General features: G+C 73.0%; 15 protein-coding genes. 5 read left to right on the top strand and 10 right to left on the bottom strand.

Features of this window, described 5'->3' with window-relative positions:
* Positions 1-62: 62 nt before the first annotated feature.
* Both ACFCY7_RS27505 and ACFCY7_RS27500 read left to right on the top strand, forming a co-directional pair.
* On the top strand, positions 63-1,817 hold the full coding sequence (locus ACFCY7_RS27505) for a LuxR C-terminal-related transcriptional regulator (protein ID WP_376488743.1): 1,755 nt from the start codon (positions 63-65) through the stop codon (positions 1,815-1,817).
* A 103-nt stretch (positions 1,818-1,920) separates the two neighbouring features.
* A complete protein-coding gene (locus tag ACFCY7_RS27500) occupies positions 1,921-3,291 on the top strand; it encodes an FAD-binding oxidoreductase (protein WP_376488742.1) in 1,371 nt (456 codons plus the stop codon).
* Between the two features lie 8 nt (positions 3,292-3,299).
* Here the strand turns inward: ACFCY7_RS27500 and ACFCY7_RS27495 are convergent, their stop codons facing one another.
* The 3 genes from ACFCY7_RS27495 to leuA form a co-directional block, all read right to left on the bottom strand.
* On the bottom strand, positions 3,300-3,992 hold the full coding sequence (locus ACFCY7_RS27495) for a TerB family tellurite resistance protein (protein ID WP_376488741.1): 693 nt from the start codon (positions 3,990-3,992) through the stop codon (positions 3,300-3,302).
* Between the two features lie 131 nt (positions 3,993-4,123).
* Positions 4,124-5,446, bottom strand: a complete 1,323-nt coding sequence (locus tag ACFCY7_RS27490; RefSeq protein ID WP_376488740.1) for a choice-of-anchor A family protein — start codon at positions 5,444-5,446, stop codon at positions 4,124-4,126.
* Between the two features lie 237 nt (positions 5,447-5,683).
* Positions 5,684-7,447: a 2-isopropylmalate synthase gene (leuA, locus tag ACFCY7_RS27485; protein WP_376488739.1), complete on the bottom strand. Its 1,764-nt coding sequence runs from the start codon at positions 7,445-7,447 to the stop codon at positions 5,684-5,686.
* A gap of 293 nt (positions 7,448-7,740) precedes the next feature.
* Here leuA and ACFCY7_RS27480 point away from each other — a divergent pair, with 293 nt between their 5' ends.
* Positions 7,741-8,793: a M4 family metallopeptidase gene (locus ACFCY7_RS27480; protein WP_376488738.1), complete on the top strand. Its 1,053-nt coding sequence runs from the start codon at positions 7,741-7,743 to the stop codon at positions 8,791-8,793.
* Between the two features lie 20 nt (positions 8,794-8,813).
* A complete protein-coding gene (locus tag ACFCY7_RS27475; RefSeq protein WP_376488737.1) occupies positions 8,814-9,065 on the top strand; it encodes a protealysin inhibitor emfourin in 252 nt (83 codons plus the stop codon).
* 4 nt (positions 9,066-9,069) lie between these two features.
* On the opposite strand, the gene ACFCY7_RS27470 is transcribed toward ACFCY7_RS27475, so the two are convergent.
* From ACFCY7_RS27470 to ACFCY7_RS27440, 7 genes are all read right to left on the bottom strand, one after another.
* Complete coding sequence (locus ACFCY7_RS27470) at positions 9,070-10,368, bottom strand: TerD family protein (protein WP_376488736.1); 1,299 nt, start codon at positions 10,366-10,368, stop codon at positions 9,070-9,072.
* A gap of 33 nt (positions 10,369-10,401) precedes the next feature.
* A complete protein-coding gene (gene era / locus ACFCY7_RS27465) occupies positions 10,402-11,352 on the bottom strand; it encodes a GTPase Era (protein WP_017239245.1) in 951 nt (316 codons plus the stop codon).
* 21 nt (positions 11,353-11,373) lie between these two features.
* Positions 11,374-12,321, bottom strand: a complete 948-nt coding sequence (locus ACFCY7_RS27460; protein WP_376488735.1) for a WxL protein peptidoglycan domain-containing protein — start codon at positions 12,319-12,321, stop codon at positions 11,374-11,376.
* Positions 12,322-12,391: 70 nt separating this feature from the next.
* On the bottom strand, positions 12,392-13,720 hold the full coding sequence (locus ACFCY7_RS27455) for a beta-xylosidase (RefSeq protein WP_376488734.1): 1,329 nt from the start codon (positions 13,718-13,720) through the stop codon (positions 12,392-12,394).
* A gap of 216 nt (positions 13,721-13,936) precedes the next feature.
* The gene (locus tag ACFCY7_RS27450; protein WP_376488733.1) at positions 13,937-14,416 is read right to left on the bottom strand and encodes a hypothetical protein; all 480 of its coding nucleotides are present in this window, start codon (positions 14,414-14,416) and stop codon (positions 13,937-13,939) included.
* A gap of 205 nt (positions 14,417-14,621) precedes the next feature.
* Positions 14,622-14,984: a cytidine deaminase gene (locus ACFCY7_RS27445; RefSeq protein ID WP_367824780.1), complete on the bottom strand. Its 363-nt coding sequence runs from the start codon at positions 14,982-14,984 to the stop codon at positions 14,622-14,624.
* Between the two features lie 153 nt (positions 14,985-15,137).
* Positions 15,138-16,025 (bottom strand): helix-turn-helix transcriptional regulator, encoded by an 888-nt coding sequence (locus ACFCY7_RS27440; RefSeq protein WP_376488732.1) that lies wholly within the window; start codon positions 16,023-16,025, stop codon positions 15,138-15,140.
* Between the two features lie 112 nt (positions 16,026-16,137).
* Between ACFCY7_RS27440 and ACFCY7_RS27435 the strand changes: the two genes are divergently transcribed.
* Positions 16,138-17,541, top strand: a complete 1,404-nt coding sequence (locus tag ACFCY7_RS27435; RefSeq protein ID WP_376488731.1) for an MFS transporter — start codon at positions 16,138-16,140, stop codon at positions 17,539-17,541.

Below are 17,541 nucleotides of genomic sequence, written 5' to 3'. Positions count from 1 at the left end.
GGTCGCGGGGCCCTCGTGCGCTCCCGGTCCTACCCTGAAAGGACCGGGAAGGGGCGAGAGCCATGTCCGCACCCACGATCCGCACCGGTCGCACGGCCGCCGACGACGACGCGGTCGAACGGGCCAGGGACGCCGCCGGCCGCGAGTCCTGGGCGGAGGCGTACGCGCTGCTGCACGCCCACGACCGGCACCCGTCCCGCGCACTGACCGCCGACGACCTGTCCGTGCTCGCCGACGCCGCCTGGTGGTCGGGGCACATCGACGAGTCCGTCACCGCCCGGCTCCGCGCGCACGCCGCCTTCCTCGCCGCCGGCGACCACCGGGGCGCCGGGCTCGCCTCCTGGTGGCTGCACTTCGAGTACGCCGGCCTCGGGCGCCCCGCCGCCGCCGCGGGCTGGCTGCACCGGGCCAGGCACCACCTGCAGGACCTGCCGCCGTGCCCCGAGCAGTGCTTCCTCGCCTGGACGGACGCCGAGGAGGCCGAGCAGCACGGCGACCGCGCCGCAGCCCTCGCCGCCGCCCGCCGCATGACCCGCCTCGCGCTCCGCTCCGGCAGCCCCGACCTCCTCGCCCTGAGCCGGCAGGCCGAGGCCGCCGTCCTCCTCGCCGACGGCCGCCGCGCCCAGGCCCTCGCCCTCCTCGACGACGCCATGTGCGCCGTCTCGGCCGGCGAGCTCACCGGCATGTTCACGGGCTGGCTCTACTGCCTCGCCCTCACCCAGTGCATGGAGGCCGCCGACCTCGGCCGCGCCGTGGAGTGGACCAACGCGGCCATGGAATGGTGCGCGCCGCCCTGGTCCGGCCGCCCGTCGGCGGACCCGGCCCGCGGCCCGGACGCGCCCGGGGCCTCCGCGCCCCTCCCCCTGACCGTCCCCTCCGGAGAGAACCCCTTCCGGGGCGTCTGCCGGGCGCACCGGGTCCAGGTCCTCGACCTGGTCGGGGCGTGGGACCTGGCGGAGGAGGAGGCGCGGCTGGCGTGCCGGGAGGTGCCGGTGGACTGCCTGGAGTCGGCGGCGGCCGCCTACTACGCCGCCGGGGACGTGCAGCGGCGCCAGGGGCGGCTCGACGCGGCGGCGGTGTCGTACGCGCACGCGCACGAGCTGGGCCGGATCCCGCAGCCGGGGCTCGCGCTGCTGCGCCTGGCGCAGGGCCGGGCCGACGCGGCGGTGGCGGGCGTCGAGCTGGCGCTGGCCTGCCAGAGCGACCCGCGCCACGACCTCCTGGGCCGGGCCCGGCTGCTCGCCGCCCGCACGGAGGTGGCCCTCGCCGTCCGGGACGTGCCCGGCGCCGCGGAGGCGGCGACGGCCCTGGACGCGCTGGCCGGGGACGTACCGCTGCTGCGGGCGATGGCGGACACGGCGCGCGGCGCGGTCGCCCTGGCCTCCGGCGAGACCGCGCTGCCGCTTCTGCGGCGGGCGCTCGCCGGGTGGCTGGAGCTGCGGGTGCCGTACGAGGCCGCGCAGGTGCGGATGCTGCTCGCGGCGGCCTGCCGGGCGGCGGGCGACGAGGAGGCGGCCGGCCTCGAACTGGGGGCGGCGCGGGCCGTGTTCGAGCGGCTCGGGGCCGTGCCGGACTCCCGGCGGGCGGCGGCGCTGCTCTCCGGCGGGAAGCGGCGGCGGCTGCCGGGCGGGCTGACCGCCCGCGAGGCGGAGGTCCTGCGGCTGGTCGCCGCCGGGGGCACCAACCGGGACATCGCCCACGCCCTGGTGATCAGCGAGCACACGGTCTCCCGCCACCTGAACAACATCTTCGCCAAGCTCGGCGTCGGCTCCCGCGCGGCCGCCACGGCGTACGCGTACGCGCACGACCTGGTCTGACGGGGCCGCCCGCGCCGTGGGCCGTACGGCCCACTCCCGTCCCGGCCGCCGATGGGCGGTTCGGGCGATGCCCGGCCCGGCCCCGCGGGGCTACACCGGAGGCATGACCACCACGACCGCATCCCTGGACACGCTTCGCGGTGCCGTGCGCGGCACCGTCGTGACCCCCGGCGACCCGTCGTACGACGTCTCCCGGCGGGTCTACAACGCCCTGCACGACCGCAGGCCGGCCGTCGTCGTCCACGCCGTGGACGCCGGCGACGTGATCGCGGCGGTGCTCCACGCCCGGGAGCACGGGCTCCCGCTCGCCGTGCGGGGCGGCGCCCACTCGGTCGCCGGGTTCGGCACCGTGGACGACGGCCTCGTGGTCGACCTGTCCCGCATGCGGGGCGTGCGGGTCGACCCGGAGGCCCGGACGGCCCGGGCCGAGGGCGGCGCCACCTGGGGCGACTTCAACCACGCCACCCACGCCTTCGGGCTCGCCACCACCGGCGGGGTGGTCTCCACGACCGGCGTCGGCGGGCTGACGCTCGGCGGCGGCATGGGGCACCTGGCCCGCCGCTGCGGACTGAGCTGCGACAACCTGGTCGCGGCGGACGTGGTGACCGCCGAAGGGACGCTGCTGGCCTGCGACGCCGAGCGGAACGCGGACCTGTTCTGGGCGCTGCGCGGCGGCGGCGGGAACTTCGGTGTCGCCACGTCGCTCGCGTACCGGCTGCACCCCGTCGACGTGGTCTTCGGCGGGATCACCTGCTACCCCCTGGACGGGGACGTGGCGCGTGCCTGGCAGGCGATGGTCACGGCGGCGCCGGTCGAGCTGAACTCGATCCTCGTGATCGCGCTCGGCCCGGAGGAACCGTTCCTGCCCGAGCGCTGGCACGGCCGCCCGATCTGCGCCGCCTTCACCTGCTTCTCCGGCCCGGCGGCGGACGACGAGAAGGTCCTCGCCCTCCTGGACGGGCTCGGCCCGGTCGTCGGCCGCTTCATGGACCGGATGCCGTACCCGGTGATCAACACCCTCTTCGACGAGCAGCTGCCGCCGGGGCTCCACCACTACTGGAAGGGCAACTTCAGTCGCGAGCTCTCCGAGGGCGCCGTCGCGACCCACATGGCCTTCGGCGAGACGATGCCGTCGATGGAGTCGGACACGGCCGTCTTCCCGATCGACGGGGCCTGCCACGAGGTGGGGCCGGAGGACACCGCCTTCGCCTACCGGGACGCCGTCTTCTCGCACTCCTTCGGCGGCACCTGGACCGACCCGGCGGACTCGGAGCACAACATCGCCTGGACCCGCGCCTACGACGAGGCGCTGCGCCCGCACACCCAGGAGGGCGGCTACGTGAACTTCATGGACACCGACGACCAGGACCGGGTCCGGGTCAACTACCGCCAGAACTACGACCGGCTGCGCGCCGTGAAGCGCCGGTACGACCCCGACAACACGTTCCGGCTCAACCAGAACATCGCCCCGTGACCCGGGGCCTACGGCACCGTCCGCGCCGAGTCGAGGAGGCGGACGGTGTCGTCGGGCGCGAACGCGAGGGCGTTCCCCACGGTCCCGAGGACCTCCATCTCGGCGGGGCTGTACGGACCGTCGGCGAGGGCGATCCGCGCCGCCTGGAGCAGGATCGACTCCCGCCCCGAGGGCGCGAGGTGCGGGGTGAGCGGTTCGAGGGCCTCGTGGAGCTCGATCGCGAGGAGCGTGCCCTCCGGGTTCACCTCGGGCATGAAGCGCCCGGTGTCGGCCGCCAGGGCCTCGACCAGGTCGACGAGCTGGACGGCCGTGCACTCGGTGAAGCCGGCGGACCGGACCGCGGTGACGGCCCGGTCGAGGACCGCGCGGGAGTCGGTGCCGCCGGCCGCGAGCACGGCCAGCGCGACGGTGTGCATGCCGTCCCTCAGCATCGCCGAGAAGCGGCTCGTCGTCGGGTGGTCGAGGACCTCCGTGCCGAAGTGCGTGTGACAGGCCGCGCACTCGACGACGGGGCCCGTACAGCCCCGGGGCAGGACCGGGACGCCCAGGACGGCGAACCTGCGGCGGCCGGTGCGCCGCCGGTAGTTCCGGTCGCCGCCGCACTCCTCGCAGAAGAACTCGCCGTCTCCGACGGTGTTCCAGGAGGTGCGGATTCCGCAGACGCCCACTTTCCCACCACGTGAATTCCGGGCAGACCGCACACGCACCTCCTCAACGGCCCGGCTGCACTGCCGGCGTTGGCGTGATGTTAGCCACATCCATGATGCGACGTCAGCACCCCGTCGGGACTTCACCCTGGAGTTGGCCGAGACACGTCACCCCGCGGAATCCGTCAGGAGGCGCGGCGGCGACGCTTTGCGAAGGCCAGGAAGCCCCCGCCGACGACGACCGCGGCCGCTGCGGCACCGATGACGCCCGGACCGATGGCCGATCCGGTCGTCGCGAGATCACCCTCCGGGGTGGCGGACGGCGCCGGGGTGGTGGCGGGGGCGGTGGTGCTCCCGCCCGGGGTGGCGGGCGCGGACGGGGACGCGGAGCCCTCGGGCGTCCCGGAGGCGCTCGGCGTCGCGCCGCCCTCGCTGGGGGTCGGCTCGGGGGTGGCCGGCGGCGTGGGGACGGGGGTGTCGGTCGGCTTCGGCGTCTCGGGGGTGACGACCGGGCCCGGCGTCGGCTCGCCGGGCAGGCAGCCGGTGAAGTTCATCTGGTGGGTCTCGGCGCCGGGGACGGTGACGAGCTCCTCGGCGATGACGGAGCCGTTGACGTGGCCGGGGCCGACGTTCTTGCCGCCCATCTCGACCTTGGCGTTCGGCGCGAGGATCGTGCCCGGCCACGAGGTGTAGTTCTTCTTCACGCTCTCGGCCTGCGGGAAGTTCCACAGCAGCTTGGAGCGGATCTGCCGGTACTCGTCGCGCGGCACGGCGTAGTCGTCGACGACGGGGGCGCCGCCGTCGAGGTTCTTGTAGTAGACGCCGTAGGTGGCCGAGGTGCTCATGTCGTACGAGGTGCCGAGCACGTTCACCAGGGTCGAGGAGCCGACCGGGACGTCCAGGGTGATCGCGCGGAACTTCTCCAGGTCGGCGGCGTTCACGGCGAAGACGTTCAGCTTCGGGTCGGTGCCGGTGAGGAAGACGCCGTCGCCGGAGGTGGAGACCGTGCCGTTGGGCTTCGTCGCGGCCCAGCCGGTGGACAGCGCGCGCAGCCCGGTGAACTCCTTGCCGAAGTCGACCGGCGAGGCGCCCTTCGCGTGCGGGCCGTCGACGGCGAAGCCCGCGCCCTTCACCGAGCGGTCGTCGAGCGATCCGTACACGCCGGAACCCTTGTTGATCACGACCTGGTTGGCGTGGAGGGTGCCGCCGACGACGAGGCTGTGGCCACCGGGCAGCTTCGCCAGGTCGGCGGCGGTCAGCTTGTGGCCGATGGAGAAGCCCTGGCCGACCTTCGCGTCGCCGAAGAACGCGTCGCCGCCGACCGCGACCGCGCCCTCGGAATCCGAGTAGCGGGTGGAGTCCTTCTCGACGAACTCGGCGTACCGGCCGGCCGTTCCGAGCGGATGCGTCGCGCACTCCGTGGAGTTCGTGGCGGAAGCGGCGGGGGCCCAGGAGAGGGCGGCACCGGTCACCGCGAGAACGGCGGCCACGGCAGCGGTCGTGCGCATACGAAACTCCAGGTCAGGGAGGTGTGGAGAGGGCGCGTGGGGGGTGTGTCCGAACGGACGAGCCGACCTTCCGCCATTCCCCGATGTGCCGTCAACTCACCTGATATGGCACCGATTCCGGCATGCCGGGATGATCTTCCTTAAGCGAACCTGAAACCGTGACGCAGCTCACACGAGACGGCCGCCCCGCACCCTCCGCGAGGAGGGGTGCGGGGCGGCCGTCGGGCGCGGTGCGGGTCAGCGGGCGGAGCGGTTGACCGCCGAGATGACCGCCTTCAGGGACGCGCGGGTCGTGTTGGCGTCGATGCCGATGCCCCACAGGACCTGACCGTCGATGGCGCACTCGATGTACGAGGCGGCCTGCGCGGACGCGCCCTCGCTCATCGTGTGCTCCTGGTAGTCCAGCAGGCGGGCGTCGACGCCGATCGACTGCAGCGCGGCGAAGAACGCCGAGATCGGACCGTTTCCGGAGCCGGTCAGGACGGTGTCGACGCCGTCCACGACCGCCTCGACGGTCAGCGTGTCCGTGCCGTCCGTGTCCGAGGTGCTCTGGCCGGAGCGCAGCTGGATGCGGCCCCAGGCGTTCTCCGGGTTGGGCAGGTACTCGTCCTGGAAGACGGACCAGATCGCGGCCGGCGTGACCTCGCCGCCCTCGGTGTCGGTCTTCTGCTGGATGATCTTCGAGAACTCGATCTGCATCCGGCGCGGCAGGTCCAGCTTGTGGTCGTTCTTCAGGACGTACGCGATGCCGCCCTTGCCGGACTGCGAGTTGACCCGGATGACGGCCTCGTACGAGCGGCCGACGTCCTTCGGGTCGATCGGCAGGTACGGCACCGCCCACTCGATCTCGTCGACCGTCTTGCCGGCGGCGGCCGCGTCGGCCTCCATGGCGTCGAAGCCCTTCTTGATGGCGTCCTGGTGGGAGCCGGAGAAGGCCGTGTAGACCAGGTCGCCCGCGTAGGGGTGGCGCGGGTGGACCTCCATCTGGTTGCAGTACTCGGAGGTGCGGCGGATCTCGTCGATCTGCGAGAAGTCGATCTGCGGGTCGACGCCCTGCGAGAACAGGTTCATGCCCAGCGTCACCAGGTCGACGTTGCCGGTCCGCTCGCCCTGCCCGAACAGGCAGCCCTCGATGCGGTCCGCGCCGGCCATGATCGCCAGCTCGGCCGCCGCGACGGCCGTACCGCGGTCGTTGTGCGGGTGGACCGACAGGCAGACGTGCTCGCGGCGGGTCAGGTTCCGGGACATCCACTCGAACCGGTCCGCGTGCGTGGACGGCGTCGAACGCTCCACGGTGGCGGGCAGGTTGAGGATGATCTCGCGGCCCGGGCCGGGCTGCCAGACGTCGCAGACCGCCTCGCAGACCTCCAGGGCGAAGTCCAGCTCGGTGTCGGTGAAGATCTCCGGGCTGTACTGGTAGCCGAAGGTCGTCTCCGGACCCAGCAGCTTCTCCGCGTACTCCATGACCAGGCGGGTGCCGTCCACGGCGATCTGCTTGATCTGCTCCTTCGAACCGCGGAAGACGACCCGGCGGAACGTGGGGGCGGTGGCGTTGTACAGGTGGACGGTGGCGCGCTTGGCGCCCACCAGCGACTCCACGGTCCGCTCGATCAGGTCCTCGCGGGCCTGGGTCAGTACGGAGATGGTGACGTCGTCCGGGATCGCGCCCTCTTCGATGATGGAGCGCACGAACGCGAAGTCGGTCTCGCCGGACGACGGGAAGCCGACCTCGATCTCCTTGTAGCCCATCCGGACCAGCAGGTCGAACATCTCGCGCTTGCGCGCCGGGGACATCGGGTCGATCAGTGCCTGGTTGCCGTCGCGCAGGTCGGTGGACAGCCAGCGGGGCGCCTTGGTGATGCGCTGCTCGGGCCACGTGCGGTCGGGGATGACCACGGCCTCGTACCGGCCGTACTTGTGGATCGGCATGCCGGACGGCTTCTGCAGCTGCGTCGCGTTGGTGACGGGCGTGGGGCGGCTGACGAAAGGCGACTGGGTCATTGCGTAGGGCTCCTCGGGTCCAACGGGAGGGACGGCCGACTGTCGAACGCAACACCAGGTCCCGCGGGGAGGGGGTCGGCCTACGACTACAGGCCCTCGCCGCGGCAGCTAAGGAGAAGCAGCCCGAAACGCATGATGGGCGTCACCATAGCCCAGGTCCGTGGAAGGCGGACGTCCTGTTTCAGTATGCGGGACGGCGGTCGCGTCAAGCCCGAAAGGTGACTCATCACTCCATTTCGCCAATCTTCGTCTCTCCTCGTGACAGTCGCACCACGCAGTGCCACATTGCTGGGATGACTCCCCAGACGTCCGCCTTCTGCTCGATCGTGCCGCCCCACCTCCTGGAGCACCTGGCCCGCTCCTCGAACCCGGCCGTCGCCGCCGCCGCCCGCCGCACCCTGGTCGCCGACGCCGCCGCCCGCACGTTCCGCGTGCTGCCGCTGCCCGGCGCCGCCCCGACGCTCGCCCCCGGCGACGCCGGCAAGCCCCACCGCACCGTCCACGACTGCGCGCGCGGCACCGACCTGCCGGGCACCAAGGTCCGGAGCGAGGGCGAGGAAGCGGTCGCCGACGCCACCGTCAACCGGGCCTACGCCGGCCTCGGCGCCACCTTCGACCTCTTCATGAACGCCTTCGGGCACGACTCGATCGACGGCTCAGGACTGCCGCTGATCGCCTCCGTCCACTACGACGAGAACTACGGCAACGCCTTCTGGAACGGCGAGCAGATGGTGTTCGGCGACGGCGACGACGAGATCTTCCTCGACTTCACCCTCCCGGTGGACGTCATCGGCCACGAACTCGCCCACGGCTTCACCCAGTACACGGCGAACCTGGAGTACTTCAGCCAGTCCGGCGCCCTCAACGAGTCGGTCTCCGACGTCTTCGGCTCCCTCGTCAAGCAGTACGCCCTCGACCAGAGCGCCGAGCAGGCCGACTGGCTCATCGGCGAGGGCCTCTTCCACCCGAACGTCCAGGGCGCCGCGCTGCGCTCCATGAAGGCCCCGGGCACCGCGTACGACGACGACGTCCTCGGCAAGGACCCGCAGCCCGGCCACATGGACGACTACGTCCGCACGGGCCGCGACAACGGCGGGGTGCACATCAACTCCGGCATCCCCAACCACGCCTTCTACCTGGTCGCGACCGAGCTCGGCGGCAAGGCCTGGGAGCGGGCCGGGCAGATCTGGTACGACGTGATGACCGGCGGCACCCTCACCCCCGAGACCCGGTTCTCCGAGTTCGCGGCGGCCACGGTGGCGGCGGCCCGCGCCCGGTACGGCGACGGCGAGGAGATCCAGGCCGTCCTCAAGGCGTGGACGGCGGTGGGGGTGCCCACCGACTGACCGGCTGGTAGACAGGGCCCATGCGAATTCGAGTGCGGCGCACCGGCGGTTTCGCGGGCATCGAGCGGTCGGCGGAGGTGGTGGCCCCGGACCCCGAACTGGAGTCCCTGGCCGCCACCGTCCTCGCGGACGGCGACGGCGACGTCCGGGGCGTCCCCGACGGCTTCTCCTACGAGATCACCGTCGACGGCGTCACCGTCCGCTGCTGCGACCCCCGCCTCACCGACGCCCAGCGGGCCCTCGTCACGAGGGTCCTCAAGGAAGGCGCGTAGCCGGCTACCGGGAGGCGCGGCGCCAGAACCCGCCGGACCCCTTCGGGGGCCGGACCTCCAGGGACCAGTCGCCGTCGGCGCTCCGGACCTGCACGAGCAGGGGCCCCTCGGGCAGCGGCATGGAGTCCCTGGGGCGCCGGCTCGCCACATTGGCCAGCAGGTGGTCGCGGCCGTCCGGCTCGTGGCCCTGCACGTGGAAGTACGCGTGCTCGAACCTCGTGCGGAGCCGGGAGGCGAGCAGGCCGGCGGGACCCGTGTACAGCAGCACGTCGCCGCCCCTGCCCTCGGCTTCGCGGCCGAGTTCGTCCAAGGTGCTCACCGGGCGGACGGCGACCGTCCACTCGCGCTGCACGGCGTGCACCCGCAGGCGCAGCGGGCTGCGGCCGTCGTACCGCAGCACCGCCCGGCCCTCGTAGTCCTCCAGGGTCGTGTTCGCGAGCAGGACGTCGTCCTCGCCCTGCTCGTCGATGCTGAACAGGCCGAAGTAGCCGTCGCCCCACCGGGCGCAGTCGACCACGACGAAGCCGGCCGGGACCGGCACGTCGACGGTGACGTCGGCCTTGCCCTTGCCGCTGCGGACGAACTCCGCGAAGTCCTCGCCGAAGGGCCCGCTGTCCGGCGTCGGGCCGACCCGCACGGTGCCCTGGACGGGGACCTGCGCCGGGATCCGTACGGCGGCCTCGGCCTCCCTGACCTTGGCCAGCAGCTCCTCGGGGATGGCCTCCGGCGGGGCGCCGACGGGGTCGGGCCCGTCGTCGGCGGGCTCCGGGTCCCCGCCCACGATGCCGAAGTCCTCGGCGAGGCCGACGAGGCCGGCGTCGTACCCCTGGCCCACGGCACGGAACTTCCACGCCCCGTCGCGCCGGTAGAACTCGCCGAGGACGAACGCCGTCTCGGTGCTCGCGTCGTCGACCTCGTACAGCGCGAGCTGCTCGCCCGTGCCGGCGCTGATCGTCCGCATGTGGAGCCCGGGCACCTGGCCGAACGTCCCGTCCTCGCTGGAGGCGGTGATCACGATGCGCTCGACGGCGGGCTCGACGCGCGCGGTGTCGATCTCCAGCCAGTCGGCGACCCGCTGCTCCTCGTCCCGCACCTGCCCGGTCAGGCGCACCGCGCCGGACGCGTGCGCGAGCCGGTTGTAGAAGACGAGGTCGCCGTCGTCCCTGACCCGGCCGGTGGCGTCCAGGAGCAGGGCGGAGGCCTCCACCTCGGGCACTCCCCCACCGGCAGCCCGCCGGACGACCGCGATCCGCCACACCTGCCCGGGGACCGGCAGGTTTCCCCCCTTGACGATCTTTGTCACGGCGCCATGCTGGCACGCGCCCCCGGCGGCTGCCTAGAAGCCGAGCTTGCGGAGCTGCTTCGGGTCCCGCTGCCAGTCCTTCGCGACCTTGACGTGGAGGTCGAGGAAGACGGGGGTGCCGAGGAGCGCCTCGATGTGCTTGCGGGACTTCATGCCGACCTCCTTGAGGCGGCTGCCCTTGGGGCCGATGATGATGCCCTTCTGGCTGGGGCGCTCGATGTACACGTTGGCGTGGATGTCGAGGAGCGGCCGGTCCGCGGGGCGGTTCTCGCGCGGGATCATCTCCTCGACGACGACCGCGATCGAGTGCGGCAGCTCGTCCCGTACGCCTTCGAGCGCGGCCTCGCGGATCAGCTCGGCGACCATGACCTGCTCCGGCTCGTCCGTGAGGTCGCCCTCCGGGTAGAGCGGCGGGGACTCCGGGAGGAGCGGGATGAGCAGGTCGGCGACGAGCTGGACCTGCTTGTCGCCGACGGCCGAGACCGGGACGATCTGCTGCCACTCGAAGCCCAGCTCCTTGCCGAGCTGGTCGACGGCGATCAGCTGCTCGGCGAGCGTCTTGGAGTCGACCAGGTCGGTCTTGGTGATGATCGCGACCTTCGGGGTCTTCTTGATCGCGGCGAGTTCCTTGACGATGAACTTGTCGCCGGGGCCGAGCTTCTGGTCGGCGGGCAGGCAGAAGCCGATCACGTCGACCTCGGCCCAGGTGGTGCGCACGACGTCGTTGAGCCGCTCTCCGAGGAGGGTGCGCGGCTTGTGGAGGCCGGGGGTGTCGACCAGGATCAGCTGCGCGTCCGGGCGGTGCACGATGCCGCGGACGGTGTGCCGGGTGGTCTGCGGCCGGTTCGAGGTGATGGCCACCTTCTGGCCGACCAGAGCGTTCGTGAGGGTGGACTTGCCCGCGTTGGGGCGGCCGACGAAGCAGGCGAAGCCGGCCCGGTGGACGGCTTCGGTTTCTTGGTTGCGAGCGCTCATGGGGGCCATTGTCCCCGATGAGCGCCCGCCTCACGCACTCAGTGCCCGACGGCGCCGTATCCGCAGGCCGAAGAGGCCCGCCGCGCCGCCCACGGCGAGGACCGCGGCGGCGAGCCACGGCAGGGCCAGGAAGGACACGGTGCCGGTCTCCCGCACGTCCTTCGCGGTGGCGGTGAGGGTGACGTCGCCCCAGTCGAACTGCGGGGAGCCGGTCCACCGCTCGGTGAGCCGGATCTTCTGGCGGGGCAGCAGCTCGGCCGGGACCCGGGCCAGGTCGCGGTCGAGGAGGGTGCGCCCGAAGAGCCCCCGGGCCTTCAGCTCGACCTTCGGGTTGAGGGTGACGTTGCCCCGGTTGTGCAGGGTGTACGAGACGAGGGCGCTGCTCGTGCGGGTGCCGGGGACGAGCGGCCGGTCCTGGTCGAGGGTGACGTCCTCGACGGCGAGCGCGGGGACGGTCGGGCCGTTGACCCGGAGGTAGAGGCGGGCGGCGACCGCGCGCTGGACGCCGACGGCGACGGCGCCCTTGCCGCCGGGGCTGATCCGCTCGTCGAGCGCGACGAGGGCGCCGGGGTGGTCGCCGGGGTCCGCGTCGGCGGGGACGGCGAGGGTGTACGCGACGGTGACGGCGGAGCGGGCCGGGACGGTGACCCGGGTCCGCTCGGGCTTGATCCAGGCACCGGCGCCGGTCTGCTTCTCCGCCTGGGTGCGGACGGCGAAGCCGCCGTCCCGGTCCGTGTTGTAGGCGTCGGCACCGTACAGCCGGAAGGTGAGCGGGGCGGCGGTCTTGTTGGCGACGGTGACCCGGTCGGTGAGGGTGCCGCCGGGATCGGCGGAGAGGAAGAAGTAGGGGCGGCTGCCCAGCCGCGCGGCGGCCGGGTAGACGGCCCATTCGCCGTTCTCGGCGGCCTCCGCGCTCGGTGCGAGGGCGAGCAGCGCGAGGAGGGTGCTCAGGAGGAGGACGTACGGCTTGGTGCGCACGGGTGCGGAACCCCCCGGGGGTGCGGAGACGGAGCGGGCCGGCCGGGTGCGCGCCCGGCCCGCGGGGTGGTCAGGACAGCGTCAGCGTGAGCACGCCCGCGTACGAGCCGGGCGCGGTGTACGCCGGCACGTCGAGGGAGAGGCCCGCGTCGACGGTGAACTCACCGCCCGTGAGGGTGCCGTTCGGAGTGGAGGCGAGGGTCGCGCCACCACTGCCGACGGGACCGGCCGAGCCGGCCGCGCAGGTGCTGGGGCTGCCGGCCTTGGCGGTGCAGGCGGGCGTCCAGCTGAGCTTCCCGGCGCCGATGGCTCCGCCGGGACCGGTGAAGTCGGTGACCTTGCCGGTCAGGGACCAGCCCGCGGGTCCGCCGCGGAAGTCCTTGACGGTCACCGTCTGCAGGGCGCCGGTGGCCGCGCCGCCCGCGCCGAAGTCGACCGAGGACAGCTGGACGGCGTCCCCCGCCTGAGTCATGGACAGTTCGCCCGCGGTGACGGCCGCGGTGATCGTCTGGCTGTTCGGCGGAGCCGGCACGATCACCTTGTACGCGGCGGGTCCGGCGCCCTTCTCGGCGTCCCAGGCCGCGCCCTCGTACGCCACGATCCCGGTGGTGGCCGGGTCGTTGACCTTCAGGCGCGCGGCGAAGCCGCCCTCGCTGTCGGTCGTGACCGTCATCTTGTCGGCGGTCTCGGCCGCGCCGGACCGGCCGACCACGGTCACCTCGGTGAGCGGGGTGAACTTGGCGCCGGTGACGGTGACCCGGACGCCGGGGTCACCGGACGCGCTGTCGAGCTGGAGCGTGCGCGTGTTGGGGCTGGTGACGGGGCTCGCGACGACCGTCTCGGAGACCGGGGCGGGCGGGTTGAGCACCGTACAGGGGGTGTCCAGCTCCATGAGGTAGCTGGTGTGGATGTTGTAGTCACCGGGCGAGAGGGTGATCGAGCCCGCCGCGGTGGCCGTGAAGGTGCCGGTCATCGAGAAGCCCGGGAAGGCGCCCTTGCCGGGCACCGGCGGGTTCTTCTTGGGGCCGGTGACGGTGACCGTGCCGGTCTGGGCGCCGCCGAGGACGACCTTGCCGCTGGGCGTCAGGATGTCGGCCGGGAGTGCGAGGTCGACCGGGTTGGACGCGGCGGGCTTGGTGACCGCGTAGGTCACGGTCACGGTCTCGCCGACCTTGGGGTTGGGCTTGTCGACCGTGATCTGGGCGGTGGTGGTGCCCTCGATCGGCGGGATCTGCGCGACCGGCGGCGGGACGCAGCGGGTCTGGAAGTCGACCGACTGCGAGACCGCGCCGGCCGGGGCGGCGAGTACGCCTCCGCCGGCGACCGCGAGGGCGGCGACGCCGAGGACGGCGGTCCAGCGCCGTCTTCGGGTCGCCGCCCGGGATCGATTGAGTGCCATGGGTGTGCCCCCTCCTGAGGGATGAGTGGGCGCCATTGACGGCTGCGGGCGGAGAGAAGTCAATGGAATCGGGAGACATCGACTGATGACCCATCAGATACTGTCAAGATCACCGATTGGGTGGCGTTTCCGCAGGTCACACGGGCCCGACCGGCCGCCGGGCACACCAGAGACCGGTGCCGCCGAGGGCGACACCGGTCGAGGTGCGGGACGTGCTCAGCTGAAGACGAACGGGCCGGGCGACTGCGACGTCAGCGCGTCGCAGTTCACCGTGACCCCGAAGATCACCATCTTGAGGGCGACCCCCGCGAAGTACGAGTTGAGGCTGTCGCCCGAGGCCACGGTCCCGCTCAGCGGGCCGATGACGACGGACTGGCCGGCACCGAGCGCCGGGTTCTTCTTGCCGGTGAAGACCCGGGTGCCGCCGCCGCCCTTGGCCATCGTCAGGGTGGCGTTGATCGAGTCGGCGCCGACCGCGATCGGCGTCGTGATGGCCGAGGTGAGCTTGACGGTCGCGGCGGTGCCGCTCTGCGTGGCCGTGAGGGTGGCGGTGCCACCGCCCCAGCTGCCGCAGTCGTACGTGGCCGTGGCGGAGCCCGGCGCGACGGCGCCGGCCGTCGGCGCGAAGGCGAGTCCGGCGGCGGCGAGCGCCCCGGCGAGTACCGCGACGGTTCCTAAGCTGCTTCTGCTTCTCATGGCGGGTTCGTACCCCTTCCGATGCTGAACGCAGGGGGTGCGGACACTGCGTGGACGGTGAACATCTGACGGTCCGTCGGGCGAACCGTTGCCATTGATGCGCAGACGACCGGGGAAGGCAAGAGAAGATGCGGTGATCCTTCACAAACGCGCAAAGGGCCCGGCGCGCCGCCGGGCCCTCGACGTCCTGCTCCCGCCGCTCGGCTCAGCCGGCCGTGACCGCCGTACGCAGCTGCCCGTCGGGGCCCGCGAGCAGCACCGGGGTCTCCGGGCCGCCGAGGTCGCGCACCGCGGCGCGGTCCTCGTCCGACGCGGCCCCGGCGTTCGACACGACGGCCGCCGCCTCCAGGGACTGGGCGCCGCTGGCCACCGCCATCGCCACCGCCGTGCGCAGCGCGCTCAGCTTGAGCGACTCCAGCTCCACCGTGCCGGCCACGTACGTCCGGCCCGTCTCGTCGCGTACGGCCGCGCCCTCGGGCACGCCGTTGCGGGCGCGGGCGCTCCGCGCCAGCGTGATGATCTTGAGGTCCTCGGCGCCGAGGTCGCCGTGCTCGCTGCTGAGTGTCATGCCCCGAGCATAGGTCGGGGGCCCGGCACGACCGGAGGGCGTCTCAGCCCTCGACCGGCGCGTCTCAGCGAGCGACCGTCCGGGGGTCGGCGCGCGACCCGTCCGGGGATCGGCCCGCGATCGTTGCGGGCATCGGCCCGCCGCCGTCCGGGATCAGCCCGCCACCGGGTACATCGCGCCGCGGCGGCCCTCCGGCGACACCAGCCACTCCAGCTTCTCGGCCGTGTCGGCCTCGGGCAGCGGGGTGTGCAGGACGATGACGAGGTCCGGACGGGCCGGGACGCGGAGCTGGGTCGCCTCGACGACGAGCGTGCCGACGATCGGGTGCTCCATCTCCTTGCGGTTCTGGCCGCCGGGCAGGATGTCCCGCCGCTCCCACAGCTCGACGAACTCCTCGCTGCACTCCTTGAGCTCGTCGATCACCGCCCGGAAGCCGCCGTCGTCGTCGCACTCCGAGCACGCCGACCGGAACTGCGCGACCACCTTCGGCGCGAGCTCCTCCCAGTGGCCCATCCGCGACCGGTACAGCGGATCGGTGAAGAACGCGATCATGCAGTTCTGCGAGATCTCCGGCCGCATCCCGAGCACGATCGACGCCGCGTCGTTGTACATGACCGTGTTCCAGTACTGGTCCATGATGTGCGCCGGGAACGGCATCCACGCGTCGATCAGGCGCCGCAGCCCGTCGCACATGTCCCGGTCCTCCGGGGCCGCCTCCAGGGCCGGCGGGTTCAGGGCCGCCAGGACGTACAGGTGGCGCCGCTCCGCCGGGCTCAGCCGCAGCACCCGCGCGACCGAGTCGAGGACCTGCGGCGAGACCGTGATGTCCCGGCCCTGCTCCAGCCACTGGTACCAGGAGACGCCGACGCCCGCGAGGACCGCGACCTCCTCCCGGCGCAGCCCCGGGGTGCGGCGGCGCGCGCCGCCGTCCGGGAGCCCCGCCTCCGCCGGGCTGACCCGGGCCCGACGGCTCATCAGGAACTCGCGCAGCTCGGCGAGTCGGTGCTGCTTCGCTCCGGCGCTCTCGAGGACCGTGGCCACGTGTGCTTCCTCCCCCTGGACGCATGGTGGACACCCGGCGGTGCCTGGTGGTGCGACCAACAGGATAAGTTCCCGCTCCCCACGGTTGTTCCCGGACGCCGAAGGTGGGGCCATGGCAACGACGACCTCGCCCCCGACCTCCCCCACCACCCCCGCGGCTCCCCCGGTGCTCACCGGCCGCACCCGGCTCATCCTCTTCGTGCTGTGCGCCGCCCAGTTCATGGTGGCGCTCGACTTCTCCGTCCTGAACGTGGCACTGCCCGTCCTCGGCGCCGACCTCGGCCTCGGCCAGTCCGCCCTCCAGTGGGCCGTCACCGCCTTCGCCCTGCCGTCCGGCGGCTTCCTGCTCCTCTTCGGACGGATCGGCGACCTCTACGGACGCAAGAGGCTGTTCCTCGCCGGGCTCGCGCTCTTCGGCGCCGCCTCGCTGCTGGCCACCTTCGCCTGGAACCCGGCGGCCTTCCTCACCGGCCGCGCCTTCCAGGGCCTGGGCGCCGCCGCGATCGTCCCCACCGGCATGTCGCTGCTGACGACCACGTTCCCCGAGGGGCCGCTGCGCGACCGGGCGCTCGGCGTCTCCGGCACGGTGCTCTCGCTCGGCTTCACCGTCGGCATGGTGCTCGGCGGCGTCATGACCGACACCCTCGGCTGGCGCTCCACGATGGGCCTGCTCGCCCTGTTCACCCTGGTGGTGCTGCCGCTGGCGCCGGGCCTGCTGCCCGAGTCCCGCACCCCGGAGCGGCCCCGGCTCGACGTGCCGGGCGCGGTGACCGTCACCGGCGGTCTGCTGGCGCTGATCTACGCCCTGTCGACGGCGGCCCAGCGCGGCTTCGGCGGCGCGGACGTGCTGGTGACCCTGGTGGCCGGGCTGCTGCTGCTCGCGGTCTTCGTGCGGGTCGAGTCCCGGCACCCGGCCCCGCTGGTCTCGCTGCCGATGCTGCGGCGGCGGACGGTCGCCTTCGGCAACCTGGGCGGTCTGATCACCTTCTCGATGATGTCGACCGTCGTCTTCGTCCTGACCCTGTACCTGCAGGAGACGCTGCACCTCTCGGCCTTCGTCACCGGCCTGGTCTTCGGCGTGCAGGGCGTGTCCGCGATCGTGGCCGGCATGCTGGCCCCGAAGGTGATCGGCCGGCTCGGCACCCGCCGCGTCCTGGTCGGCTCGCTCGTCGGGCAGGGCCTGCTGACGGCCGCGATCCTCGGCGTGGGACGGGACTCCGGGGCGGTCCTCGCGACCGTCGCGGCCTCGCTGGCCTGCATGTTCCACCTGGGCGCGATCATCTCGTACGGGCTGACCGTCACCTCCGGCGTCCCGGACGAGGAGCAGGGCCTGGCGACCGGTCTGGTGACCACCACCCAGCAGGTCGGCCTCACGATCGGCATCCCGCTGCTCGGCGTGCTCGCCACCACGGGCGGCGACCTGTTCGGCGGCGTCCGCACGGTCCTCGCCCTGGACGCGGCGATCGTCCTCGGCACGGCGGTCCTCGTCGGCCTCGGCCTGCGGCGCAGCTCCTGA

Source organism: Streptomyces sp. NPDC056361, from assembly GCF_042262805.1.
Lineage (GTDB): Bacteria > Actinomycetota > Actinomycetes > Streptomycetales > Streptomycetaceae > Streptomyces.
The sequence above is the reverse complement of the archived record's forward strand: the minus strand, read 5'-3'. Positions and strand labels throughout refer to the sequence as shown.